This is a genomic window from Micromonospora sp. LOL_025, from assembly GCF_048060285.1.
Classification (GTDB): Bacteria; Actinomycetota; Actinomycetes; order Mycobacteriales; family Micromonosporaceae; genus Micromonospora.
This window is the reverse complement of the sequence record NZ_JBHMIR010000015.1, coordinates 1-24,960: the sequence shown is the minus strand read 5'-3', so window position 1 is coordinate 24,960 and position 24,960 is coordinate 1. Positions and strand designations below refer to the sequence as shown.

At 73.5% G+C, this 24,960-nt stretch carries 18 protein-coding genes and 2 pseudogenes; 8 read left to right on the top strand and 12 right to left on the bottom strand.

The window, feature by feature from the left end; all coding sequences use genetic code 11:
• Positions 1-327: 327 nt before the first annotated feature.
• Both ACFHW0_RS19045 and ACFHW0_RS19040 read left to right on the top strand, forming a co-directional pair.
• On the top strand, positions 328-807 hold the full coding sequence (locus tag ACFHW0_RS19045) for a hypothetical protein (RefSeq protein ID WP_416609423.1): 480 nt from the start codon (positions 328-330) through the stop codon (positions 805-807).
• 147 nt (positions 808-954) lie between these two features.
• On the top strand, positions 955-1,287 hold the full coding sequence (locus ACFHW0_RS19040) for a hypothetical protein (RefSeq protein WP_416609421.1): 333 nt from the start codon (positions 955-957) through the stop codon (positions 1,285-1,287).
• 100 nt (positions 1,288-1,387) lie between these two features.
• Here ACFHW0_RS19040 and ACFHW0_RS19035 read toward each other — a convergent pair whose 3' ends face one another.
• The 11 genes from ACFHW0_RS19035 to ACFHW0_RS18985 form a co-directional block, all read right to left on the bottom strand.
• A complete protein-coding gene (locus tag ACFHW0_RS19035) occupies positions 1,388-2,257 on the bottom strand; it encodes an SDR family oxidoreductase (RefSeq protein ID WP_416609619.1) in 870 nt (289 codons plus the stop codon).
• A gap of 157 nt (positions 2,258-2,414) precedes the next feature.
• Complete coding sequence (locus ACFHW0_RS19030; RefSeq protein WP_416609419.1) at positions 2,415-3,059, bottom strand: dihydrofolate reductase family protein; 645 nt, start codon at positions 3,057-3,059, stop codon at positions 2,415-2,417.
• Positions 3,060-3,408: 349 nt separating this feature from the next.
• Positions 3,409-5,832, bottom strand: coding sequence for a carbohydrate-binding module family 20 domain-containing protein (locus tag ACFHW0_RS19025; RefSeq protein WP_416609417.1), 2,424 nt, complete (start codon positions 5,830-5,832; stop codon positions 3,409-3,411).
• A gap of 273 nt (positions 5,833-6,105) precedes the next feature.
• A complete protein-coding gene (locus ACFHW0_RS19020; protein ID WP_416609415.1) occupies positions 6,106-7,035 on the bottom strand; it encodes an ROK family protein in 930 nt (309 codons plus the stop codon).
• Positions 7,036-7,075: 40 nt separating this feature from the next.
• Positions 7,076-8,533: an argininosuccinate lyase gene (locus ACFHW0_RS19015; RefSeq protein WP_416609413.1), complete on the bottom strand. Its 1,458-nt coding sequence runs from the start codon at positions 8,531-8,533 to the stop codon at positions 7,076-7,078.
• 63 nt (positions 8,534-8,596) lie between these two features.
• Positions 8,597-9,550, bottom strand: a complete 954-nt coding sequence (locus ACFHW0_RS19010; RefSeq protein ID WP_416609411.1) for an amidohydrolase family protein — start codon at positions 9,548-9,550, stop codon at positions 8,597-8,599.
• A complete protein-coding gene (locus ACFHW0_RS19005; protein ID WP_416609409.1) occupies positions 9,547-10,479 on the bottom strand; it encodes a creatininase family protein in 933 nt (310 codons plus the stop codon). Before ACFHW0_RS19005 ends, ACFHW0_RS19010 begins: the two co-directional genes overlap by 4 nt.
• Entirely contained in the window at positions 10,467-12,260 is a 1,794-nt protein-coding gene (locus tag ACFHW0_RS19000) for an ABC transporter permease (RefSeq protein ID WP_416609407.1), read from the bottom strand. Before ACFHW0_RS19000 ends, ACFHW0_RS19005 begins: the two co-directional genes overlap by 13 nt.
• Positions 12,257-13,330, bottom strand: a complete 1,074-nt coding sequence (locus ACFHW0_RS18995; RefSeq protein WP_416609406.1) for an ABC transporter ATP-binding protein — start codon at positions 13,328-13,330, stop codon at positions 12,257-12,259. The genes ACFHW0_RS19000 and ACFHW0_RS18995 overlap by 4 nt, the downstream gene beginning before the upstream one ends.
• Positions 13,331-13,422: 92 nt before the next feature.
• Positions 13,423-14,475, bottom strand: coding sequence for an extracellular solute-binding protein (locus ACFHW0_RS18990; protein ID WP_121398494.1), 1,053 nt, complete (start codon positions 14,473-14,475; stop codon positions 13,423-13,425).
• A gap of 50 nt (positions 14,476-14,525) precedes the next feature.
• Positions 14,526-15,689: an ROK family protein gene (locus ACFHW0_RS18985; protein ID WP_358091915.1), complete on the bottom strand. Its 1,164-nt coding sequence runs from the start codon at positions 15,687-15,689 to the stop codon at positions 14,526-14,528.
• A gap of 415 nt (positions 15,690-16,104) precedes the next feature.
• Here ACFHW0_RS18985 and ACFHW0_RS18980 point away from each other — a divergent pair, with 415 nt between their 5' ends.
• On the top strand, positions 16,105-17,457 hold the full coding sequence (locus tag ACFHW0_RS18980; protein ID WP_416609403.1) for a PIG-L family deacetylase: 1,353 nt from the start codon (positions 16,105-16,107) through the stop codon (positions 17,455-17,457).
• Positions 17,370-18,800, top strand: a complete 1,431-nt coding sequence (locus ACFHW0_RS18975) for a sugar-binding protein (RefSeq protein WP_416609401.1) — start codon at positions 17,370-17,372, stop codon at positions 18,798-18,800. Before ACFHW0_RS18980 ends, ACFHW0_RS18975 begins: the two co-directional genes overlap by 88 nt.
• Positions 18,801-18,900: 100 nt before the next feature.
• On the opposite strand, the gene ACFHW0_RS18970 is transcribed toward ACFHW0_RS18975, so the two are convergent.
• A complete protein-coding gene (locus ACFHW0_RS18970) occupies positions 18,901-19,662 on the bottom strand; it encodes a sulfite exporter TauE/SafE family protein (RefSeq protein WP_416609399.1) in 762 nt (253 codons plus the stop codon).
• A 560-nt stretch (positions 19,663-20,222) separates the two neighbouring features.
• On the opposite strand from ACFHW0_RS18970, the pseudogene ACFHW0_RS18965 reads away from it, so the two are divergent.
• From ACFHW0_RS18965 to ACFHW0_RS18950, 4 genes and pseudogenes are all read left to right on the top strand, one after another.
• Positions 20,223-20,735 (top strand): annotated as a pseudogene (locus ACFHW0_RS18965) (glycogen debranching N-terminal domain-containing protein); the annotation flags it as partial.
• Positions 20,736-21,693: 958 nt separating this feature from the next.
• Positions 21,694-21,921: pseudogene (locus ACFHW0_RS18960) on the top strand (MGH1-like glycoside hydrolase domain-containing protein); the annotation flags it as partial.
• A gap of 398 nt (positions 21,922-22,319) precedes the next feature.
• Positions 22,320-22,922 carry a cysteine hydrolase gene (locus tag ACFHW0_RS18955; protein ID WP_416609397.1) on the top strand — a complete coding sequence of 201 codons (603 nt, stop codon included), beginning with the start codon at positions 22,320-22,322 and terminating at the stop codon, positions 22,920-22,922.
• Between the two features lie 156 nt (positions 22,923-23,078).
• Positions 23,079-24,960, top strand: a 1,882-nt coding sequence (locus ACFHW0_RS18950; RefSeq protein WP_416609395.1) for a non-ribosomal peptide synthetase, incomplete at its 3' end; no start/stop codon positions are given.

The following is a 24,960-nucleotide window of genomic DNA, read 5'->3' as shown; positions in this document are numbered from 1 at the left end:
GTCGGTCGCGCGTCCACGACCGCGCGTCGCGACACGGCGGAGGAGAGGTGGTGGTGTCCGGTTGCGACGGACCGACGCCGCCGGGCGCGGAAGCGTCGTCAGGCTGGTGGACGAGAGGCCGTTCCGGTCGAGGTCGGTGGACTGGAGTCATCCTCAGCGCACACAAAGTGATCTGTCAATCCCCGTCGATGTCCCGTCCGTGCCGCCGGTGGACCCGCGAGCCGCACTGCGGCCGGCGGTGAGTAGGTGTGCTCACGCCCTGCCTGAAGGCCGCCCACATACTTACCCGAGCAGTGTGGACCGGCCCGCGGGAAGAAGGCGACAGACATGACCAAGCCGCACCGACTGGTGTCGCCGATCACCGCGCTCGTCCTGGTGCTCGGCACACCGGTGGCTTCCTGGTGGCTCATCGGCGACCTGTCCAACGACGAGGCCCGCCGACTCGCCGCCGAGGGCGTCGAGTTGGACTACGCGATCCGGCCGGTGAGCCTCGGCCCGGCGGGTGACCGGATCGTCGGCGTCCTGGCGTGCGTCGGCGTCGTCGTCGCGCTCGCCTGGTTGCTCCGGGCCACCGCACGTCGCCGTCTCGACCCCCGGTGGTGGTGGGTGCTGGCGCCGCTCGTCGGAGCCGGCGTCCTCGTCGGCCTCGGCTGGCGGGTGCTGACCGCCGGAGGAATCGGCGCCAACATCGGCGCGGGACTCATGGTCATCGCAGGCGGGCCGGCGCTGGCGGTCCTGCTGACCGTCGCCGCCGTCGCGGCGGTCCGGATGCGCCGGCCGCGGCGGGGCCCGGCCGCCTCGGAGTGACGAGCGGGCCCCGCTGTACTCGCCCGTTCCGCGCCCGGCGGAGGCTATGCGGTCCCACTCCGCAGCATGGAAGGGGTGTCGAGGTTTCGTCGGCGTGGAAACTGGAGAAGCTGAAGATCGCACCTGCGCTCAAGGGGGATCAAACTCGTGTCCGACACCACCGACCGGTCCGACCGTCAGGCAGACCGTCCCGCCGAGGTGACCGACCCGTTGCTGTGGAAGCTCGCCCTGGACGTGGCCGACGCCCACGAACCGGACGGCGACGGCGGGTGCCGCAACCTGCTCTGTGCGGGCCATGCCTGGCCCTGCCCGGCCTGGAACAACGCCCAGCGCGCCCTGCGTATGGCCCGGTCCGACTCCAGGCAGTCGTCGCCGCACGCGGTGCGGCCGGCCAGCGGCCAGGGCCGCTCGGACAGGTCCGCCGCCGGGTTGGCGCAGCGCACCCGGCCGAACGACCCCCGGACCGCGTCGGCGGCCTAGTACTCGAGCCGTAGATGCGGACGACGTAGGTCGCGGACGGAGCCGCGTCCGTCGTCGACACCGAACGGCGACCGGCCGCAGCGGGCGACCGGACAGGCCCCTACCGGCGGCCGGTGAAGTCCTCGGCGTGGTCGCGGGCCCACTGCGCGTACGTCAGGGCGGGCCGACCCAGCAGATGCCGGACGGTGTCGGTGACCGGCTCGGGTCGCGCGACCATCGCCGCGTGGCCGGCGATGATGCCGGCCGCCACGCCCGCCGGCATCGAAGGGAAGAGCTCGGCGGCGGCCTGTGCGGGGTCCATCTCCTCGTAACGCAGCGTCCGGCCGAGCGCGGTACCGATCGCCGCGAGTTGCTCGACCTGCGTCAGCTGCTCGGGGCCGGTCAGGTGGTAGGCCCCGCGGTGGTGCTTGTCGTCCGTCAGCAGCTGCGCTGCCACCGCCCCGAGGTCCGCCTCGTGCACCAGGGCCCGACTGGCCCGGGGCACGAACCACCGCAGTACGTCCGACCGCCGGATCTGCGGCGCCCACGCCAGGGTGTTCGCGGCGAAACCGCTGGAGCGCAGGAAGGCGTAATCGGCGGCCGCCCCTGCGATCAGGGCCTCCACGTGGGCGTGGGAGCCCATGATGGTCCCGTCCGGCTCAGCGGCACCGTCCGGGTCGTCCGGTACGCCGTGGGCGGACAGGTAGACGATGCGCCCGACCCGCTCGGCCAGCGTCGCCACCAACCGACCGGCCGCCCGGTCGGCGGTGACCGACGGAAAGACGAGGAACAGCGCGTCCACACCGTCCAGGGCGGCGCCCAGGCTGTCGGGCACGGCGAGATCACCGCCGACCACCTCCACCTGCGGCCCCAGGACCGCCGATGCCCTCGCCGGGTCGCGGGACAACACGCGTACCCGCACGTCCCCGACCCCGGCGAGCCGGGCGACGACCTGCCCACCCACTCGCCCGGTCCCCCCGGTCACCAGCATCGTCCGCCGCACGCTCACACCGACCACATCCTGTCCGCTCGATCAGGTCTGACGTGTCGAGGGTAGAAGTTGAAGTGGACTTGAGAGCAAGCGCCGGCGAGGCCGGTCCCGGCGGAATCACCCACCGGTGACAGGGACCCACCGGCGTGGGGCGACGTCAGTCGTCGCGTCCGGCACCGCGATCGGGCGCGCTCATGTCCCCCGTCGCGGGCGTGCCACCGGCGAGCCCGTAGCGCAGGTACACGGTGCCCCTCGGCGCGGCTACCGGCGGTTCGAGGAGGGTGAGGTTCGTGGGCACCGCGCCACCGTCGAACACCTTCTTCCCGACGCCGAGCACGATCGGGTGCACCCAGAGGTCGAGCCGGTCGAAGAGCTTCTCGCGCAGGAGGGTCTGCACCAGGTTCAGGCTCCCGACGACCTTCACGTGCTCGTGCCGGTCACGGATCTCGCGCACCGCGCCGACCAGGTCCGGACCGAGCTGGGTGGACCCGGCCCACGAGAGGTCGGGCCGGCCGCGGGAGGCCACGTACTTCGGGACCCTGTTGAAGAGCGTGGCGATCTCGTCGTCCTCGCCGCCCTCCTGGTGCGGCCAGTGGGCGGCGAAGATGTCGTACGTCCGGCGGCCGAGCAGGAGGGCGTCCGTGCCCTCGTACGCGGCACCGACCTGCGCCCCGGCGACCTCGTCCAGCAGGGGCGCCTGCCAGCCGCCGAACGGGAACCCCACCGGGTCCTCGTCGGGGCCGCCGGGCGCCTGCCCGACGAGGTCGAGGGTCGCGAACAGTTCGATGTGGATGAGGCCCATGCCTTACTCCCGGTGAGTTGGTCGACTCGGTCGGGAGGTGGACCTGTGGGCGCCGGCACGGCGCCCTGCTCACGCCACCAGGCCGGGGCGTCGCGCCGGCACTCCCCGCTCACGATAGATCACAGTACGCGCCCAGACCGGATGGTGGTCCCGCGCCGCGTGGACCGTCGTCGGTTTCGTGGAAGGTGAGCTCGCCGACGATCGTGGCGCGCCGGTGCACCTCTCGGATCGGAGTGTCGCGGAGCGCGGGCCAGGTCCCGTCCACGGGCGGCCACGGTAGCCACCGCAGGTGCGACCGCCATGGAGCGGCCGGGTGGCCGACCCCGGGCGGGGCCGGCCACCGGTTGTGTCAACGCCAGGTGTCGGTGCGGGTGTGGGTGCCGCCCGCCGGGGTGGTGAAGCTCCGGTTGCCGCCGCCCTCCCAGGTGACGGAGCCGTCGGGGTTCTTCTTCAGGTACTTGTACTCGACGGCGGTGTTCGGCGGCAGGCTGACGGTGGCCCGCCAGACCGGGTAGTCGGCCGGGGACAGCGCGACGGCGTTCGCCGGGTTCCAGCCGCCGAGGGCGGGGAGGTTGCCGACGACGTACACGTTCTGGCCGAAGGAGGTGGTGGCGGTGGCGTGGAAGGAGGTGGCGACCGGCCCGGCGGTGTCGCCGCGGAAGGCCTCGGTGACGGTGTGGCTGCCGCCCGCCGGGGTGGTGAGGCTCCGGTTCGCGCCGGACTCCCAGGTGACGGCCCCGGCCGCGGTCTTCTTGATGAACTTGTACTCCACGGTGGCGGACCGGGACAGGTCGACGACGCCGCGGAACACCCCGCCGGTGGCGGGCAGCCGTACCGCGTTCGCCGGCGCCCAGTTGCCCAGTGCCGGGACGCCGCCGACGACGTAGACCTCCTGGCCGGCGGTCACGGCGGCGGTGACGGTGAAGGTCGTGGCGACGGTGTCGCCGACGGGCCCCGGCTGGTAGGTGTCGGTCCGGGTCGCCGTCCCGCCGGCCGGCGTGGTGAAGGTGCGGCTGGCGGCCTCCTGCTCGACCACCGTGGTGCCGCTCCTGACCACGTAGCGGTAGGAGACGGCGGTGGCCGCCGGCAGGTCCACCGTCGCGGTCCAGGTGCCGGTGCCGGTACGGGTGAGCGGCACGGAGGCGGCCGGGTCGCCGTTGCCGAGCGCCGGGGTGTCGCCGACGAGGTGCAGCGTCCGGTCGGCGGGCAGCGTGGCGGCGGCCGTGAACGTGGTGGCCACCTTGGCGGCGGGGCCGCCCCGGGCGTTGGCGTGGATGGCGACCGCGCCGTTGGCGGGGATGGTGACGGTGGCCCGGCCGCCGGTCACGGTGACCGTGGCGCCGGTGCATCCGGCGGCGGTGGCGGCGCCGGAGATGACGTCGCAGTACGCGCCGTCGGCGAGGCCGGTGACGAACTGGGCGGTGCTGGCGGCGGCGGAGTCGTTGATGCCGATCCACCCGCGGTCGCCCCGGTGGAAGCCGATGACGTTGCTGTTGACGACCGTGAAGCCCGAGACGCTCTTGACGTCGCGGGCGGTGTTGGCCCAGCCGACCATGCCCTTGACGCCGGTGGACCGGGTCAGGCAGGTCCAGCTGTCGCCGCAGACGGAGTCGGTCACGTGACCGCTGCCGGTGGCCGGCGGCGACTGGTTGCGGTTGGTCCAGGTGAAGCTGTCGTAGACCGACGGCTTGCCGTGCGGGTACGCCAGCGCGAAGTAGTTGGCCAGGGTGTAGTCGCTGCCGTTCTTGTAGGACAGCACCACCCCGTCGCGCTCGAGGTCGTGGTTGGTGACCATGGCGAAGACGTTGGCGCCGGGCGCGTCGAGGTTCCAGTTCGGGATGTTCGCGAGGTTCGCGATCGAACCCTGGAAACTGGACCTGAGGCCCTTGGCGTACGCGAAGTCGAGCACGTCGCCGTTGCCGATGAAGGCGCGGGCCTTGAGCGCGTCGTTCGAGGCGCCGTCGAAGATCTCCTGGGCGACGTACGGGCGCCTGTTCTCCGCGACCGTGTTGTTCAGTCTGCCGAGGATGGCCGCGAAGTCGGCCTTCTTGACGTGCTTGACCGCGTCGACGCGGAACCCGTCCACGCCCAGCCCGATCAGGTCGTTGAGGTAGGCGGCGATCTTGTCGCGGACCTGTTCCTTCTCGGTGTACAGGTCCGACAGGGAGAGCAGTTCGCAGCTGGTCACCTGGGACTCGTTGTTCCAGTCGGTGATGCCGCCGGAGGTCGGGCAGTTGTCGCCGGGGTGGTGGAAGTCGCCGTGGCCGTACGGCACCGCCGGGTAGCCGTAGCCGGTGAAGGTGGTGCCGGCGTAGCCGACGGTGCCGGCGGGGTTGTTGACGCCGGCCATGTGGTTGACGACCGCGTCGACGTAGACGCGTACGCCGGCGGCGTGGCACGCGGTGACCATGGCGGCGAACTGCTGGCGGTTGCCGAACCGGCTCTCCAGCTTGTAGGACACCGGCTGGTACACCTCGTACCAGGGGTGGACGCCGTCGGCGCTGGTGGGCAGGCTGACCGACTCCTGCGGCGGCGCGACCTGGACCGCGCCGTAGCCCGCCGGGCCGAGGTGGTCGGTGCAGGCCGCGGCGACGGAGTTCCAGTTCCACTGCCACAGGTTGGCCGTCACCTCGCTGTCGTTGAGTGCGACGGCGGCGTGGGCGGGCGCGGCGGCGGTCGCCACGACCGGGGTGGCGCCGGACGCGACGACGACGGCGGCGGCGAGGAGCAGGCGGGGGATGCGGGCGCGCAGGGGCGGTGTCGATCGTGCCATGACAGGGAGACCTTCTTCCGGGGACGAAGAGGCACTGACGAGAGGGGGACGGCCGTCCGCGTAGCAAAGACAATGCTCGATCGACGGCAGGCTCTGCAATACCTTGCAGCAAACTTCTCGAAATTTCATGGCAACACTGTCGACGCCCCCGACACGGCTTATGCATAACCAGCAAAAGCCACGAAGCCGGCGATCCATCGTGGATCGTCGACTTCGTGGTCTGCAAGTACTTGCAAGGCTCGGCGCGCCCGGCGGCGGCGCCGGCCGGGCCGGTCAGCGGGGTGTCGGCACCGCCTCGCGGGCGAGGATGACCGCGCCGAGCAACGCGGCGTCGTCGGCGAAGCGCGACAGCACCACCTCCGGCGGGTACGGCAGGACCGCCGCCATCCGCTCCCCCAGCAGGCCGCGGATCAACGCGTTGCCGGCCACCCCGCCGACCAGCACCACCCGCTGCGGGTCGAGCAGCAGGCAGCAGGTGACCAGGTGCCGGGCCAACTCGTCCGCCCGGGCGGTCAGCGCGTCGCGGGCCGGGCCGGGCCGCTCGGCGGCGGCGGCCAGCCCCCGCGCCCCGCCCGGCACGCCGAGCGACTCGGCGAGCCGGTCCAGCGCCCGGCCGGAGAAGCCCAGCTCCAGCATCGTGCCCGGCCACGGGCCGCCGGCCACGGCGTACCCGATCTCGCCGGCCGCGCCGTGATGACCGGCCAGCACCGACCCGCGGACCGTGACCGCCGCCGCCACGCCGGTACCCAGGCCCACCACCAGGCCGGGGTCGGCGTCGCGGAGGGCGCCGAGGCGCAGCTCGGCCAGGGCGGCGGCGTTGAGGTCGTTGTCGACCGCCACCGTCGGCGCCGCCAACCGGTCGCGGACCGCGTCGGCCAGGCGCAGCCCGTCCCAGCCGGGCACGTTCGGGGCCAGATCGATGCCGTCGGAGCGAACCACACCGGGCGAGGCGATCCCCGCCGCCGCGACCGGCGCGCCGACCTCCCCCACCAGCTTCGCGGCCAGCTCCAGCGCCCGGTCCAGGGCCTGCGGGGCACCCCGCTCGGCGTACGTCGGCACCCGCTCGCGGGCCAGCAGCCGGCCCTCGCCGTCGGCCACCCCGACCGCCATCTTGGTGCCGCCGAAGTCGATGCCGAGCAGCACGCCCGCGTCGCCGGCCGGCGACGCGGACTGGGCGGCCCGGCCGGCCAGTCGCACGCTCACCGAACCACCTCCCCGCCCCCGGCCGCCACGTCCCGCGCGCTCATCGGGCCGCCCCCTGCGCGGCGACCGCGTCCAGCGCCTCGTCGGCGGCGGCGAGGCGGTCGCGGACGGCGGCCAGCCGGCCGGCGACGGTGTCGAACGTGCCGCGCAGCACCGCCACCTGGGCGCGCACCGCGTCCGCGCCGGGGCCGTCGACCTGGGCGCGGTCCAGCACCAGTTCCGGACGTACGGCGGCGGCGATCAGGTCGGCGACGGCCACGTCGTCGAGCCCGTCGGCGATCCCCTCTGCCGCCGCCCGGACGGTCTGCGCGGTCCAGGTGGCCGGGGCCCCGCCCCGGACCAGCCGGCCGACCACCGAGTGGGCGGCCCGGAACGGCACCCCGTGCCGGGTCAGCGCGTCGGCCGCGGCGGTGGTGGTGGCGCCGGAGGCGACGATCTCCTCGGCCGACGGCGGCTCCAGCGGCTCGATCTCGGCGAGGAAGCCGCCGAGCAGGGCGAAGAACCGGTCGGTGCGGTCGTTGCTCTCCCAGAGCCGCACCTGCACGTCGGTGGTGGCGTTGTTGGAGTCCTCCCACCAGGCGGCGCCGACGTTGTTGAGCACACTGGCGGCGTCGGCGGCGGTGGCCCCGGCCATCGAGACGAGGTGCTCCAGCACCACCGGGTTGCGCTTCTGCGGCATGATGCTGCTGCCCTGGGTGAAGTCGCCGGGCGTGGTCACCCAGCGCCAGCTCAGCCAGTCCATCAGGGTGCGGGCCAGCCGGGCGCCGGTCGCGAGGGCCTGGGCGTTGAGGGTGCCGACCCGTACGAGGTGGTCGGCGCCGGCCACCGCCTCGTACGAGTTGGTGACCAGGCCGTCGAAGCCGAGCAGCTCGGCCACCCGGGCGGGGGCGATGTCCAGGTCGGTGCCCGCGAAGGCGCAGGAGCCCAGCGGCGAGGTGTTGAGCTGGTCGATCAGCTCGGCGTAGGCGACGGCCTCCCCGGCGAGGGCCTCGGCGTAGCCGGCGAGGGCGTGCCCGATGGTGGTGGGCTGCGCCGGGCGGCGGTGGGTGTAGCCGGTGATCACCACGTCGGCGTAGCGGTGCGCGGAGTCCAGGGCGGTCGTGCCGGTCGCGAGCACCCGGTCGAGGACCCCGAGGAGCTGGTCGCGCAGCAGCATCCGGAACACCCCGGCGTCGAGGTCGTTGCGGCTGCGGGCCATCTGCACGTCGAGCTCTGAGGTGGGGATGCCGCACGCCTGCGCCAGCCGCTTCTCCATCAGGTAGTAGGTGTCCTCGAAGGTGCCGTCGAACTCCGGCGCGCCGGCGGTGTCGGCGCGCAGTTCGGCCAGCCCGCGCAGCAGCCGGGCGCCCCGCTCCGCGGGGACGAGCCCCTGCTCGGTCAGCATCACCACGTGGGCCTGGCTCGCCCGCACCATCGCCGGGAACAGGTACCCGACGTGGTGGTCGTAGGTCGGCCGGAGGTGGTGCCGCTGATAGGTGGTCAGCGCGGGTGTGCTCATGACGGTCTCTACTTCCTTCCGTGCCGGGCGTGGCGTCGCGCGCCGCGCCCGGGCGTCAGCCGGTCAGTCGTCCAGGCCGAGCAGGCGCTCGGCGTTCCCGGCGAAGATCGCGCGTAGGTGGTCGTCGGGCAGCCCCAGCTCGCGGCAGATTCGCAGCTGGTCGTCGAGGTAGCGGGTGACGTACCCGCGCGGGAACCACGACGAGTCGCTGCCGAACACGATCCGGTGCGGACCGATGGTCTCGTAGCAACGCCGGAACAGCTCGTCCAGCGTCAGCTTGTACGGCATCCAGCGCACCCACTGGTTCGACCCGGAGGTGTCGACGTGGATGTTCGGGCAGCCCCACGCGGCGAAGAGCAGGTCCTGCACGTGCTGGACGCCGAAGTGCGGCACCACCACGGCCAGCTCGGGAACGCGGCGGGCCATCCGGGCAAGCTCGTCCGGGCCGCCGTACCGGCCGTGGGGCAGGCCGCCCGCGCTGCCGTAGTGGCCGATGTGGATCAGCACCGGCACGCCGAGGCGCTGGGCGGTGCCCCAGAGCGGATCGAGGGCCTCGTCGTCGAGCGGGCCGCGCAGCAGCGGGGCGAAGAGCTTCAGCCCGCGCAGGCCCCGCTCGGTGACGGCGCGTTCCAGCTCGGCGGCGGCGTCCGCGCCGTACGGGTCGTGGTGGGCGAAGCCGAGCAGCAGGTCGGGGTGGCGGTCCACCACGTCGGCGACGGTGTCGTTGCCGCCGCCGGTGACGAAGACCGCCCGGCGCACGTTCACCGCGCGCAGTTCCTCGGCCCACCGGTCCGCCTCGTCCTGCCAGCGCGCGGCGGGCGGCTCCGGGTCGGGGAAGCCCCACGCCTGCCGCCACCGCCGCGCGTACGGAGCGGAGCCGGCGGCGCGTACGGCGCGCTCGTGCTCGCCGCCGGGGTGCATGTCGGCGGCGTGCTCGCAGGCCCGGACGGTCTCGTCCGCGCCGATGCGGAAGTGCAGGTGGAAGTCGACGACGTCCAGTCCGCGGTCGACGGTCACGGCGCCTCCTCGGGCTCGGGTCCACCGGCGGTCGCGTCGGTGGGCAGCGGGGCGGCGGTGGGCGGGGCGGGCGGCGGGGCGGCCACCCAGGCGGCGACGACCTCGCGCAGCCGGGTGCCGGCCAGCTGCCGGACCCGGCGGCCGGCCTCCTCGCCGGCCAGCGAGATGTGCCCGGACCAGCCCTGCCACGGGTCGGGCCGGGACTCCACCAGCACGTACGGGTGGGTCACCGGCAGCTTCAGCTTCGGCGGCAGGTCGGCGACCGCGTCGAGGCGGACCGCGTCGGGGTCGAAGCCGAGCACGCCGGAGGTCTCGTACGCCCCGCCGTGCCCGCGCGCCGGCAGCGGCCCGTACAGCTCGCCGGTCTCGGCCGGGGTGACCAGCTGGAACCAGTTGACCAGCAGCAGGCTCGCCGTGCGCCGCCCGGAGACCCACTCCATGGCGGCCCGGACCGTCGACATGTTCGCGTCGTGTCCGTTGACGATCAGCAGCCGGGGGAACCCGGCGGCCACGATCCCCTCGATCACGTCGGCGAGGTAGCCGACCGCGATCTCCGGCCGGATCGCCACGGTGCCGGGCCACGGCCGGGTCTGGCCGGGGCAGGCGGCGTACGGCACGGCGGGGAAGAGCACCCCGCGCGGGCCCGCCGCCGTCGCGCGCCCGCCGGCCGGGGTGGTCGCGGTGCCGTCCGGGGTGCCGCCGCCGGACGGCACCGCGCCGTCGCCGGGGATCGCGCTCTCGGCGGCGAAGCCCTCGGCGAGGATCAGGTCGGTGCCCAGCGGCAGGTGCGGGCCGTGCCACTCGACCGCGCCGACCGGGAGCACCGCGAAGTCCGCCGCCTCGGCGACCGCCGCGAGTTCCCCGCCGGGGATCCGGGCGGCGGGGACCAGCCCGCCGCCCGCCGGCCAGGCCGCGCTCACGCCGTCCACCGGGCCGCCTCCCGACTGGAGCGCCGGCCGCCTTCCAGCCGGCCGGAGACCACCATCACCACGAAGATCAGGACAACCTGGAGCATGCCGTACGCGGCGGCGGTGCCGACCTCGAACGAGTACATCCGGTTGTTGATCTCCACGGAGATCGGCGCGGTCTCGGAGGTGTAGATCAGCACCGAGGCGACGAACTCGCCCACGCCGTGCACGAAGGCGAGCAGCGCGCCGGCCACCACACCGGGCAGCATCAGCCGCAGGGTGACCGTGCCGAACGCCCGCCACCAGGACGCGCCCAGGTTGCGCGCGGCCTCCTCCAGCGACGGGTCGATCTGCGCCAGGGTGGCCGAGCTGGACCGGAACACCAGCGGCAGGAACCGCACGAAGTACGCCAGCGGCATGATCCAGAAGGTACCGATCAGCACCTGTCCGAAGCTGAACGCGTTGCCCGTGCTGAACGCCGAGATCAGGTTGATCGCCACCACCGTGCCGGGCAGCGCCCAGGCCAGCATGACCGCCACGTCCAGCAGGCCCCGGCCGCGGAAGTCCAGCCGGCGCACCGCGTACGCGATGAGCACGCCGACGACGACGCAGGCGACGGTGGCGATGAGGCTCATCTGCAGCGAGTTCAGGATCGGCTGGAACGCCGCCGGATCGGAGAAGATCGTGACGAAGTTCTGCGTGGTGTACGCCGCCGGGATGACCTCGGTGGTCCAGGAGCCGTCCTGGGAGAACGCGACCAGGGCGATGGTCGCCACCGGCGCGAGCAGGACCGCGGTGGCCAGGACCGACGCGCCCAGGGCCAGCCACTTGCCCAGCGGGTTGGTGATCTCGCGGCGGTGCGCGGCGACGCCCTTGGACTGCGAGCGGTAGCTGCGCCGTCCCTCGTACCAGCGCATGCCGAGCAGGAACAGCACGGAGACCACGCCGAGCACCGAGGCGTACGTGGAGGCCATCGGCAGGTCGCCGTTGGTGCGGTTGATGTAGATCTGCATGGTCATCGTCTGGTCCACCCCGAACAGCAGCGGGGCGGTGTACGACGCCAGCGAGGTCATGAACACCAGCAGCGAGGCGGAGACCAGCGCCGGGGTGAGCATCGGCAGCAGCACCGTGCGCCACACGCGGACCCGGCCGGCGCCCAGGTTGTACGCCGCCTCCTCCACCGACGGGTCCATCCCCGACAGCGCGGCCGAGGCGGACAGGTAGAAGTACGGGTACATGGTGAAGGTGTGCACGACCAGCACGCCGGCGATGCCGCTGAACGGCAGCACCGGGTTCTCGGCGCCGAGGAGCTGCTGGAGGCCGCGCGGCAGGATGCCGGTCTCGCTGTAGAGCAGCTGGAACGAGATCGCGCCGATCAGCGGCGGCAGCGCCGCCGGCACCAGGATGATCGCCTCGATCAGCTTGCGACCGGGAAACGAGAAGCGCTTGAGCAGGAAGGCCATCGCCACGCCCACGACGCCGCAGAGCAGCACGCTGGCCGCGGAGATGATCAGCGAGGTGACCAGGGAGGACCGGGCCACGCCCCCGCCGGTGACGAAGCTGCCGTAGTTTTCCACGCCGTCCACGCCGACGCTCTCGGCGAAGGTGGCGAACATCGGCTGCACCACGTACCCGAAGAGGATCAGGGCGAGCGGGAAGACCAGGACGTACGGGAACCAGCGCGAGCCGGTGCCGCCGGCGAAGCGGTCGGCGAGGCGGCGGCGCGGGCCGCGCGGCGGCGTCGGCTCGCCGGTGATCGGGGCGACGGTGGCCGGGCTGGGGGTGGCGGGGATGGTGCTCACGGCCGCACCACCCACATCCGCTCCCGGTTCAGCCGCAGGCCGACCTGGTCGCCGGCGGCGATCCCGGCCGGCACGTCGATCGCGGCGACCTGCACCGGCTCGCCGGCCACGTCGACCACGAGGTTGGTGGCCATGCCGGTGAACTCCACCTCGGTGACCCGGCCGGACAGCGCGCCCGCCTCGGTGGCCGAGGTCAGCCCGATGTGCTCGGGGCGGACGGAGACCAGCGCGGTGTCGCCCTGGCGCAGGCCGTGCTCCGTCGGAGCGGGCGCGGTGATCTCGCCGCCGGCGGGCAGCCCCACGGTGACGGTCTGCGCGGCGGCGGCGACGACCGGGAGGCTGAGCACGTTGCTGCGGCCGATGAAGCGGGCCACGAAGCTGGTCGCCGGGCGGTGGTAGATCTCCTGCGGGGCGCCGATCTGCTGCACCCGGCCGGACTGCATGACGGCGATCCGGTCCGACATGGCCATCGCCTCGGCCTGGTCGTGGGTGACGTAGATGGAGGTGGTGCCGGCCTCGCGCTGGATGCGGCGGATCTCGACCCGGGTCTCCTCGCGCAGCTTGGCGTCGAGGTTCGACAGCGGTTCGTCGAGCAGCAGGGTGCGGGGCCGGATCACGAGCGCCCTGGCCAGGGCGACGCGCTGCTGCTGGCCGCCCGAGAGCTCGTCGATGCGCCGGTCGCCGTAGCCGGCGAGGTGCACCTGGCCGAGCGCCTCCTCGACCCGCCGCCGCGCCTCGACCCGGCCGACCTTGCGGATCTTCAGGCCGTACGCGACGTTCTGCGCGACGCTCATGTGCGGGAAGAGCGCGTAGTTCTGGAACACCATGCCGGTGTCGCGCTTGTTCGGCGGCCGGCGGGTGACGTCCTCGGTGCCGAACCGGATCCGGCCGGAGGTGGGGAAGTAGAACCCGGCCACCATGCGCAGGGTGGTGGTCTTGCCGCAGCCGCTCGGGCCGAGCAGCGTGAAGAACTCCCCGGCGGCGATGGTGATGTCGACGTCGTCCACGGCCGCGGTGTCGCCGCCGCGCGCGAAGCGCTTGCTCACCGACTCGAGCGTGACATCGATCATGAGGTCCTCTCCTTCGTGCGGTACCGGACCTGGACGGTCGTCAGGTGGGGGCGCGGGGGCGGGACCGGCCCGCCCCCGAGACGCCCGGGCGGTCAGCCCTTGTTCTTGATCTGGCCGTTCCAGTGGTTGATCCACTCGGTCTCGTTCTTGCCGATCACGTCCCAGTTGACGTCCAGCGGCTTGAGGTTGAGCTGGGCCAGCCACTCCGGCTTCTCGGCGATGTCCACGGCCGGGATCTGGTAGTAGTCCTTGGCCAGGTCGGCGCGGAGCTTGTCGTCGAAGAGGAACTCCATGAACTTCTGGGCGCCGGTGGTGTTGCCGCCCTTGACCGCGGCGATGCCGTCGACCAGCACCGGGGCGCCGGAGGCGGGCATCACGTAGCCGAACGGCATGTTCGACTGGTTGGCCTGGAGCAGGACGTCCTGGAGGTTCCAGGCGCTGAGCACGCCCTGCTGGCGGGAGAGCTTCAGGTAGAGGTCGGTCGGGTTGGCCGCGTACGCGCCGGTGTTGGCGTCGAGCTTCTTGAGCCAGTCGTAGCCGGGCTGCGGGTTGCTGCCGTCCGGGGACTGCCGCATGATCATCGCGGCGTAGATCGACCGCATCGTGCCGGACGCGGCCACGTCCCGGATGATGATCTTGTCCTTCCACTCCGGCTTCAGCAGGTCGTCCCAGTCCTTCGGGGCCTGCTCCGGGGTGAGCGCCTTGTTGTTGTACATGATGACCTCGGGGAGCAGGATCTCCCCGAACCAGCGGCCCTCGGCGTCCTTGTACTTCGGGTCCATCTTGCCGGCGAACGCCGGCTGCCAGGAGGTCAGCAGGTCCTCGCCGGCGCCGGCGGAGAGCCCTTGCTGGGTGCCGCCCCACCAGACGTCGGCCTGCGGGTTGGCCTTCTCGGCCCGGACCCGCTCCAGGATCTCCTGGGCGCCCAGGTTGAGGATCTCGACCTTGCCCTTGTACTCGGGGTACTTGGCGGTGAACTGGTCCACGACGTAGGTGGAGACCTTCTTGTCGCGGGCCGTGTAGATGGTCAGCTTCTCGGCGCTCGCGCCGCCGGCCGCGTCGTCGCCACCACCGCCGCCGCCACAGGCGGTGCCGGCGGCGAGCACGGTGGCGAGCGCACCGGCGAGGAGAAGTCGACGTCTCATGGGGTACCTCCGAGGGGTGTGGGGGGAACTGCGGTGTGCGTGGTGTGTGGTCAAGGGGTCGGCAGCAGGGTGGGCATGCCGGCGGCAGCGGCGGAGAGGGCGTAGCTGACCGCCCCGTGCAGCACGGCCCGGTCGCCGAGCACGGCCCGGCGCACCTCGGTGGTGCTCGGTGCGGCGGCGGCGACCAGCGCCTGGAGCCGGTCGACGGCGGCGTCGTCGAGGTGGGCGGCCGCCCCGCTGAGCAGCACCCGCCCGGGGTCGACGACGCAGACGCAGGAGACGATGAGCCGCGACCAGGCCGCGAGCACGTCGTCCAGGTAGGCGGCGGCCCGGTCGTCGATGGCCGCCAGCGCGACCAGGTCGGCCACGGGCGAGTCCGGCCGCCGCCCGGGAGCCAGGGCCACCATCCGCTCGGCGATGGCGTTCTCCGACCAGCGGGCCTCGAACGGGCCGATCCCGTCGTGGCCCCGGTCGGTCGGGTCCAGCGGCAGGAAACCGACCTCGCCGGCGGCCCCGCCGGCACCCCTGCGGACCTGCCCGTCGAGCACCAGGCCGGCGCCGATGCCGTCGGCCACGTGCAGCAGCAGCAGGTCGGCGACGTCGCTGCCCGCGCCGACCGCGTGCTCGCCGGCCGCCATCAGGTTCACGTCGTTGTCCACCACCACCGGCACCCCGAGCCGCCGTTGCACCGACTCCCCCACCGGCCGCCCCTCGACGAGGCCGACCGAGGGGGCCAGGCGCACGGCGCCGCCGGTGGAGACGCCGGGTGCCGCGATGGCCACCCCGCGCAGCGCCGGCAGCCCGTCGCCGGCCAGCTCGGGCACCGAGCGGCAGATGGTGTCGACGATGTCGCCGGCGAGCCGGACCGCGCGGTGGGCGATGACGGCGCCGTCGCTGTCGGCGATCTCGCAGCTGATCCGGGACGGCTCCAGGGAGACGGCGGCTACCAGTTCGGCCCGGGGGTTGAACTCCAGCATCGCGCGCGGGCGGCCGGTGCGGGAGGTCCCGGGGCCGCGCTCGATGAGGTACCCCTCGGCGATCAGCTCGCGCACGAGCGGGGTGAGCGTGGCGGGGCTCAGCCCGGTGAGCTCGGTCAGCTCGGCGCGGGAGAGCACCCGCACCTGGCGGGCGGTGGAGATCACGGACAACCGCTTGATCTCCTTCGACCGCTCCCGGCTCACCGGGCTCGTTGGTGGCGTCACCACGTCTGTCACACTTCCTTCCTACGGCGAACGAACTATCGAGTCAAGTAACGAAACCGTCTCGTTACCTTGCGGCCCTCTTCGTGAGCAGCAGAAACGCCCTTCCTGCGGGCCTCGTCGAGGCCGCCGGACGGGCGAGCCCGCCGCCAGCGACACCTCGCCTGGCGGGGGGTTAGTTTTTTTCGCAAATGAAGAAAGACCTTGCAAAGCATTGACGGGCCACCGCGCCGGTCCCTAGCGTCACCGGGCGAAGGCCTTCCAGTGTGTACGGACCCCCGTGCCGCTGCGTACCCCGGTGACGCCGGCGCTCCCTCTGCCCGGCGCCCCTGCCCCGCCCTCTCACCGTCCGACCGCGACCCCACGTCGACGCCCCGCGTCCGACGTCGCCGGCCGCTGCGCGGACCTCGCGTCACGCGAAAGGATCTGCATGCGTCTCAAGGCGTTCCTGCTACCCACGGCGCTCGCCCTGGCCCTGTCCGGGACACCGGCCGTGGCCCTCGCCGCCCCCTCCGACGCCCGGCCGACGGACGCCGTCGACCTGGACGTCCTCTTCGTCAGCGCACACCCCGACGACGAGGCCGGCAGCCTCGCCACCCTCGGCCAGTGGAAGGAGAAGCACGGCGCCAAGGCCGGCGTCGTCACCATCACCCGCGGCGAGGGCGGCGGGAACGCCGTCGGCCTGGAGGAGGGTCCGCCGCTGGGCATCATCCGCGAGCGCGAGGAGCGCACCGCGATCGGCCGCGCCGGAGTGGAGAACCTGTACAACCTCGACCGCGTCGACTTCTGGTACACCGCGTCCGCGCCCCTGTCGGAGCAGATCTGGGGGCACGACGACACCCTGGCCCAGATCGTCCGGGTGATCCGGCAGACCCGGCCCGAGATCGTCATGACGATGAACCCGTCGCCCACGCCCGGCAACCACGGCAACCACCAGCAGGCCGCCCGCTTCGCCGCCGAGGCGTTCCACGCCGCCGCCGACCCGAAGGCCTTCCCCGAGCAGGTCACCAGGGAGGGGCTCAAGCCGTTCCGGGCGGCGAAGTTCCTGCGTACCGGCGGCACCGGCAGCTCGTCGACCGGCCCGCAGTGCGCCACCGGCTTCGTGCCCGCCGTCCCGACCGACCAGGTGTTCGGCATCTGGGAGGGCGCCCGCAGCGCCGGCGGCAAGACCTGGGCCGAGGTCGAGGTCGACGCCCGCCGGGACTACGTGACCCAGGGCTGGGCCAACACCGCCGCCGCCCCCACCGACCCCGCGAAGATCCGCTGCGACTTCTACACCCTGGTCGACAGCCGCGTCCCGTACGACCCGGCGGACACCTCCCCCGAGGCGATCCTGCGCGGCTCGGTGCTGCCCCCGGCGGCCGGCGGGCTCCCCCGGGGCACCGAGCTCTACCTGACCGCCGACCGCTTCGACCTCGCCCCCGGGCAGAGCGTCGAGGTCACCGCGCACGTGCGGGCGCCGCGCAACCGGGCACTCACCTCGCCCCGGGTCTCCCTGCGGCTGCCGCGGGGCTGGACCGCCGTCGGACCCGGTGCGGTGCGCGGCGCCGTACCGGCCGGCAAGGAGCGGACCGTCACCTTCACCGTGACCGTCCCCGCCGGTGCCGACACCAACGAGCAGCACCTCGTCGGCGCGTCCCTGACCACCGGGCAGGGCACCGCCGTACGGACCGCGCGGTCCGGGTGGTCGCCGACGTGCGCGGCACCCTGGAGCCGCTGCCCGAGGTGGGGCTGTTCCGCAGCTGGGCCGGCGACAGCGGCTACCCGCAGCTGGACACCCTGATCAAGCCGGTGCTGACCATCGGCTCCGGCAAGAGCCGGACGGTCCGGGTCGACCTGCGCAACCACGGCGAGACCGCCCAGAGCGGCACGGTCGGCCTCGGCCTGCCGGCCGGCTTCACCGCCGACGCGGCGACGAAGAGCTACGCCGCCCTGGCGCCGGGCGCGACCGGGGCGGTCACGTTCACCGTCACCAACAGCGACGCCAGTCTGCCCACCGCCAACGAGGGTGGCGACGGCGGCGACTACGGGATCACCATCACCACCACCAGCGCCGCCGGCAGCACCGTGGAGACCGGCGCCCTGGAGATCGTGCCGACCAGCGAGGTGCCGCACGCCGGGCACGACCACGCCGTCGACGGGGTGGCCTCCCCCGGCGAGTACCCCGGCGAGGAGCTGGACCTGTCCCGCATCTGGGAGGGACAGGCCACCACCGGGCAGGATGCCTCGGCCACCGGCCGGATCGCCTTCACCGAGGACACGCTCCTCGTGTTCGTGCAGGTCACCGACGACGTGCTCGGCAAGAAGGTGGTGCCGCAGGACTGCAAGCGGCAGCGGCGCACCGACAGCGTGGAGATCATCGTCGACCCGAAGGGGAACTCGACGGACACCTCCACCGTCTTCAAGGCGGGCATCTTCCCGGTGACCGACGACCCCGCCAACGGCGACCCGCCGTGCTGGCAGCGCGACGCCGACAACCGGCAGGGACCGGGCGCCACGACCGCCCCGGGGATGACCGTCGTCAGCAAGGTCACCGCGCCGTACGCCGGCTACACCATCGAGGCGCGCATCCCGTTCGCGGTGCTGCCCGACGCCATCGACCCGGCGCGGATGGGCTTCAACGTGCTGGTGTACGACTCGGACACCCAGGACCTCAGCTCCCAGTCGCGGCTGGGCTGGTCCACCTTCACCGGCGTCCGGGCCGACCCGTACCGGTACGGCCTGGTCACCCTGCCCGGCCTCACCCCGGCCCAGCGGCAGCCCAGCGCCCCGGTCTTCCCGGACACCGCCGCCCGCAGCGTGCACAGCCCGCAGACCATCGCGCAGTCGGCGGTGGACGGCGTGGCTCCGGCCGCCGTCGCCCGCCTGCCCGAGCGGGCGCTGCGGCTGACCGGCCAGCGACAGGTGGCCGGCGGCGTGCAGGTGACCGTCCGGGCCGACCGCGCCGGCACGGTGTACCTGCACACCGCCGACGGCGACCGGTCGCTCGGTGAGCGTTCGGTGCAGGTGCGTGCCGGCCGCCCGGTGACCGTCCTGGTGCCGGTCGCCGGTGGCGCGCCCACCTCCGTCCTGGCCGCCTTCGAGGCCGGCGGTGCCGCGCTCGCCCGCCAGGTCCCGCTGACCTGACCGGTGCGGGACGGGCCCCTGCCATCCGAGCGGATGGCGGGGGCCCCGTCCCGTCGTCGGCCGAGTCCCCCGGCGGCCGGTCGGCGCGCGACGGCGCGGTCTACAGGACGTTGCGCCCCAGCAGGAACAGCCCGAAGACCACCCCGAACGCGACGACCACCGCCCTGAGCGGACCGCCGGGGAGCCTGCGGAGCAGCCGGGCACCGACGACACCGCCGACGACGGTGGCTGGGGCGAGGACCGCCACCCCCGCCCAGTTGACGGTGCCGAAGAGCACGAAGAGCACCACCGCCGTGAACGAGATGACGGCCGACAGCAGGTTCTTCAGGGCGATCGTCCTGGTGAGCGGTTCGTGCTGGAGCAGCGCCAGGCCGGCGACCAGGACGATGCCGAACCCGGCCCCGACGTAGCCGCCGTAGACGCCGCTCAGTGCGACGGACACCTGCAGGGCCGCCGGGTGTTGCCGCCCGTGCCGCAGGACGGCGCGCCGGGCCAGCCCGTCCAGCCGGCCCCGCAGACCGAGGACGGCCGACGCGGCGATCACCAGGAACGGCACGATCGCGTCGAAGACGCGGCTCGGCGTCACCAGCAGCAGCGCCGAGCCGACGACGCCACCGACGACCGCCGCGGGCAGGACGCGCCGGACGTCTCCGCGGGGCGGCAGGTCCCGGTACCCGCCGGCGACGCTCGCCACGTTGCCGGGAAAGACGGCGACGGTGCTGGTCAGCTTGGCGGTGAGCGGCGGTATGCCGGCGGCGATCAGCGCCGAGAAGGCGATCAGGGAACCGCCGCCCGCGACCGCGTTGAAGGCACCCGTGGCGACGCCGGCGGCGACGAGCAGCGTCGCCTGGATGGGATCCATCGGGTCCCAGGCTAGTGGCGATGCCGGGCGTTGGGGCGGGTGTCGGCCGGGCCGCCCACGCACCACGGCGGGGCGGTTCGGGGCCGGCCGGCGGCCAGCGCGGCCCGGCGGCGCCGCGTCGGCGAAGTTCACCTTCTCCGGGTGAGGCGGTAGCGGCGTTTCCGGGGAATGGTGGCCCGGTGAGGAGGGGTCGCGATGGCGGATGCCACCCAGGATTTCTTCCACGGCCTGGCGCGCCGTGGGCACGACCGCCGGCTGAGAAGCATCGACGAGGGCAGCGTGCGCTTCGACATCAGCCGTGACGGCCGGACCGCCCACTGGCTGGTCTCCATCGAGAAGGGCGACATCAGGGTCACCGAGGAGGCGACCGGCGGGGACGCGGTCGTCGAGGCGGACCGGGCGGTGTTCGACCGGATCGCCAGCGGGGAGGCGTACTTCCTGACCACCGTGCTGCGCGGTGAGGCGGCCGTGGCGGGCAGCCCCCCGGATCTTCGCGACCGTCCGGAAGCTGTTTCCGCCGCCGCCCACGTCCCGGTCGACGCGTCACCGGGGAGGCGGCCATGGGTGACGACCAGGTGGGCATCCTGGACGGCACGACCTTCATGGTCTGTGACCGGGCCGGCGACATCGTCCCGTCGCCCGACACCCCGCTCGGCCTGTTCGCCCACGACACGCGCCTGCTGTCGAAGTGGGTGCTGACGATCGACGGGGAGCGGCTGAGCACCCTCGCCATCGACGACATCCACTATTTCGAGAACCGCTTCTACCTGGTCCCCGGCCACCAGGACGTCTACGTCAACAGCACGCTCTCGGTGCGGCGGGTGCACACGCTCGACGCCGGCCTGCACGAGGAGCTGAGCATCATCAACCACGACGGCCAGCCGGTCGACCTGACCGTCCGGGTCGACGTGGACGCCGACTTCGCGGACGTCTTCGAGGTCAAGGACGCGACGGCGCGCAAGAAGGGCCGGCACTACCGGCGCGTCGACGACGGACGCCTCGTCCTCGGCTACGAGCGGGAGCGGTTCAGGCGGGAGACGCTCGTCTCCGCGACGACGCCGGCGGAGCTGGACGAGGACGGGCTGACGCTCACGGTCCACCTCGAGGCGCACAGCACGTGGCGGACCAGGCTGACCGCCGAGCCGGACCTCCCGATGCCGCGAGGGCTGGAGCGGCTCACCATCCCCGGGCGGGCGCGCACCCCCGACAAGGAGCGCCGGCTCAAGGACTGGCTGGCGGAGGCGCCCCGGCTGGAATCCGACTTCGAGCCCCTGCGCGGCGCGTACCGGCGCAGCCTCATCGACCTGGCCGCGCTGCGGTTCAGCCCCTTCCTCGCCGAGGACCGGAGCGTGCCGGCCGCCGGCCTGCCCTGGTTCATGAGCCTGTTCGGCCGGGACAGCATCCTCACCAGCCTCCAGGCGCTGCCGTTCGCGCCCGATCTCGCCGCCACCACCCTCCAGGTGCTCGCCTTCCGGCAGGGCAGCCGGGTCGACGACTTCCGGGAGGAGGAGCCCGGCCGGATCCTGCACGAGATGCGGTACGGGGAGATGAGCGTGTTCGAGGAGACCCCGCACACGCCCTACTTCGGCAGCGCCGACGCCACTCCCCTGTTCCTGGTGCTGCTCGACGAGTACGAACGCTGGACCGGCGACGCCGCGCTCGTCCGCTCGGTCGAGCAGGAGGCACGGGCGGCAATCGACTGGATCGACGACTACGCCAACCTGACGGGCAGCGGCTACATCTCCTACGAGCGGCGCAACACCCGCAACGGCCTGGAGAACCAGTGCTGGAAGGACTCCTGGGACGGCATCTCGTACCAGGACGGGCGGCTGCCCGGCTTCCCCCGGGCGACCTGCGAGTTGCAGGGGTACGCGTACGACGCGAAGATGCGCACCGCCCGCCTCGCCCGCGCGATCTGGAACGACCCGGGGTACGCGGACCGGCTGGAACGGCAGGCCGCCGACCTCAAGCAACGCTTCAACCGCGACTTCTGGGTCGCCGACGGCGAGTACATGGCCCTCGCGCTCGACGGTGACGGCCGCCAGGTGGACGCCCTGTCGTCCCAACATCGGCCACCTGCTGTGGAGCGGCATCGTCGACGAGTCGAAGGCGGCCGCCCTGGCACGGCACCTGATGTCGCCCGCGCTGTTCAGCGGCTGGGGGGTGCGCACGCTGGCCGAGAACGCGGGCCGCTACAACCCGATCGGGTACCACGTCGGGACGATCTGGCCGTTCGACAACTCGTTCATCGCCTGGGGCCTGCGCCGCTACGGGTACGGCGACGAGGCGGCCCGGATCGCCGCCGGGATCCTGGACGCGGCGGTCTTCTACGACGGCCGGCTGCCCGAGGCGTTCGCCGGCTACAGCCGGGCCGAGACCAAGTACCCGGTCAACTATCCCACCGCGTGCAGCCCGCAGGCGTGGTCCGCCGGGGCCACCCTGCTGCTGCTGCTGCGCACGATGCTCGGGCTGCAACCGGTCGGCGAAGACCTCGTGATCAGGCCCGCTCTGCCCGCTAGTCTCGACTTCGTGGCGCTGCTCGACATTCCCGGGCGGTGGGGGCGCCTCGACGCGTACGGCAGAGGGCCGGCCAGCGCGGGCGGCCAGGGCTACCAGCCGGCGCCGCAACAGCTCTCCGCCCCGTGACGGGAGGGACGATGCGAGAACTCGACCCGATGCGGACCGCCGTCGTCGGCGTCCACTGGCAGCACGAGGTCGTCAGTCCCGACGGGGTGTTCGGTCCGTTCTTCGCCGAGCAGGTCCTGCGGCACCGCGTCGCCTCGTACGCGGCGCAGGTCGCCACGGCGGTGCGCACCAGTGGCGGCCTCGTTGTCCACACCCGGGTCGCGTACCGGCCCGGATACCCGGACCTCATCCCCAACACGCCCAGCTTCGCCATGGTCCGGGAGCGGCAGGCCTTCCTCGAAGGTGCCCCGAAGGCCCAGATCGTCGACGAACTCGCGCCGGATGCCGGCGACGTCGTCATGACCCACGTCCGGCTCACCGGCTTCTTCGGCAGCGAACTCGACACGGTGCTGCGGCGCCGGGGCGTGGACACCGTCCTGTTCACCGGCGTCGCCACCAACCTCTCCGTCACCGGCACCGTGTTCGAGGCGGTCAACCACGGCTACCGGCCGGTGGTGGTCTCCGACGCGTGCACCGCCGCGACCGACGAGGCGCACCGGGCGAGCCTGGAGACGCTGGGGCAGCTCGGCGAGGTGGTCACCGCGGCCGAGGCCGTCGACCGCCTGTCGAGGTGAGCCACCGGGCCGGGCGACCCGTCGCCCCGTGGCCGGGCCGCTCCGGGCCCTGGTCCGGCGGGCTGCCGGACAGCCCCGACAACGGCCCGGACAGCCCCTAGCCCGGCCCGTTTCCATTGACGACGGGCGTGCCGCGCTGGCAGCATCCGGCGCATCATGATCAAGGAAAGCGGTTGGTCAGCGCACCCCGTCCCCGCCCGGTCGCCCGGCGAGCCCGCCGGAGGCGAACCACACCACGCGGACCTCGTCCATGAGGCCATCGCCCGGCATCCCGCCGACGCGTTGGCGCTGGGTACGGACGACGCCCTCGTCACCTACGGGGAGCTGCGCGCACGCGGCAACCGGCTGGCCCGGCACCTGCGGGCCACCGGGGTAGGCCGAGGTGACCTCGTCGCCGTCCTGCTACCCCGCGGTGTCGACGGGATCGTCAGCGTGCTGGCGGCGCTCACCGCCGGCGCCGCGTACCTGCCGATCGACGCCGGTTACCCTCCGCAGCGGGTCCGGCACATGCTCACCGACTCCCGGGCGCGGGTGCTCGTCACCGTACGGTCGCTGGTCCGGGCCGACCTGGTGCCTCCCGGCACCCCGGTCGTCCTGCTCGACGACGACCGGGCCGCGCTCGCCGCGTACCCCGACCGCCCGCCGGCCGTGCCGATCGGCCCGGGCGACCTCGCCTACGTGATCTACACCTCCGGGTCCACCGGCCTCCCGAAGGGGGTCATGGTCGAGCACGGCTCGCTGCGCGGGCTGGCCCGGTGGCGGGCCGACGCGGAGCGCCTCGGTCCCGACGACCGCTGCCTGCACCTGTTCTCCCCCGGCTTCGACGCGTCGGTGTGGGACATCTGGGCGCCGCTGGTGGCCGGCGCCAGCCTCTGGCTGCCCGACGACGAGACCCGGGTCGACCCCGACCGGCTGGTGGACTGGCTCGCCGCGCACGCGATCACCTCGGCGACGCTGCCCACCCCGCTCGCCGAGGCCGTGCTGACCCGGCCGACGCCGCCCGACGGGGCACTGCGCATCCTCGGCGCGGGGGGCCAGCAGCTGCTGGCCCGCCCCCGCCCCGAGCACACGTTCACCACCGTCAACCTGTACGGACCCACCGAGGCCACCGTGCTGGCCATGAGCGGGGAGGTGGCGGTCGAGGGCGACGGCCCGCCCTCGCTCGGGCATCCGGCCGCGGGCGCCGCCATCCGGCTGCTCACCGACGATCTGCGCCCGGTGCCCGCCGGCAGCCTCGGCGAGGTGTTCATCGGCGGGCCGGGCGTGGCCCGGGGGTACCACGATCGTCCCGCCCTGACCGCCGAACGCTTCCCGCCCGACCCGTACGGGCCGCCCGGCAGCCGCCTCTACCGCACCGGCGACCTGGCGCGTCAGCTACCAAACGGCACCTACCACTTCGCCGGCCGGGTCGACGACCAGGTGAAGCTGCACGGCCACCGGATCGAGCTGGGCGAGATCGAGAGCGTGCTGCTGCGTCATCCGGGCGTGCGGGCCGCCGCGGTCCGTCTGCACGAGGGCACGGCCGGTCCCCGGCTCGTCGGGTACGTCGTGCCCGAGGTCGGTCCGGACGACGCGACGCTGGCCGAGCACGCGGCGCGGTACCTGCCCGCGACCATGGTTCCCGCCGCGTGGGTCCGTCTCGCCGGCCTACCGCTCACCCCGCACGGCAAGCTGGACCGGGCCGCGCTGCCCGCACCGGCCGAGCGGGTCAGCGAGCCGCCCCGCGACGACCTGGAGCGGCAGGTGGCGCAGGTGTGGGCGGAGGTGCTCGGCCAGTCGCCGGGCCGGGACGACAACTTCTTCTCCCTGGGCGGGCACTCGCTGCGGGCCACGATGGTGGCCGTCCGGTTGCGCGACCGGTTCGGGCTGCCGCTCTCCGCCGCGATCGTGTTCGAGGCGCAGACCGTGGCTGCGATGGCCGACCGGCTACGGGCCGAGGTGGCGGCCGGGCAGGAGCGCGTCCGGGCCGAGCCGGATCCGGTGCTGCCGGCCGGTGTGGCGTCGTCGCCGGGTCGGGTGTTGTCGTTCGCCCAACAAC

Coding starts and splice junctions, on each gene's coding strand:
- ACFHW0_RS18970 (WP_416609399.1), bottom strand. CDS start 19,662: ATGGATCCCATCCAGGCGACGCTGCTCGTCGCCGCCGGCGTCGCCACG.
- ACFHW0_RS19030 (WP_416609419.1), bottom strand. CDS start 3,059: ATGGGCCTCATCCACATCGAACTGTTCGCGACCCTCGACCTCGTCGGG.
- ACFHW0_RS18955 (WP_416609397.1), top strand. CDS start 22,320: ATGCGAGAACTCGACCCGATGCGGACCGCCGTCGTCGGCGTCCACTGG.
- ACFHW0_RS19025 (WP_416609417.1), bottom strand. CDS start 5,832: ATGGCACGATCGACACCGCCCCTGCGCGCCCGCATCCCCCGCCTGCTC.
- ACFHW0_RS18995 (WP_416609406.1), bottom strand. CDS start 13,330: ATGATCGATGTCACGCTCGAGTCGGTGAGCAAGCGCTTCGCGCGCGGC.
- ACFHW0_RS19045 (WP_416609423.1), top strand. CDS start 328: ATGACCAAGCCGCACCGACTGGTGTCGCCGATCACCGCGCTCGTCCTG.
- ACFHW0_RS19035 (WP_416609619.1), bottom strand. CDS start 2,257: ATGCTGGTGACCGGGGGGACCGGGCGAGTGGGTGGGCAGGTCGTCGCC.
- ACFHW0_RS18990 (WP_121398494.1), bottom strand. CDS start 14,475: ATGAGACGTCGACTTCTCCTCGCCGGTGCGCTCGCCACCGTGCTCGCC.
- ACFHW0_RS18980 (WP_416609403.1), top strand. CDS start 16,105: ATGCGTCTCAAGGCGTTCCTGCTACCCACGGCGCTCGCCCTGGCCCTG.
- ACFHW0_RS19015 (WP_416609413.1), bottom strand. CDS start 8,533: ATGAGCACACCCGCGCTGACCACCTATCAGCGGCACCACCTCCGGCCG.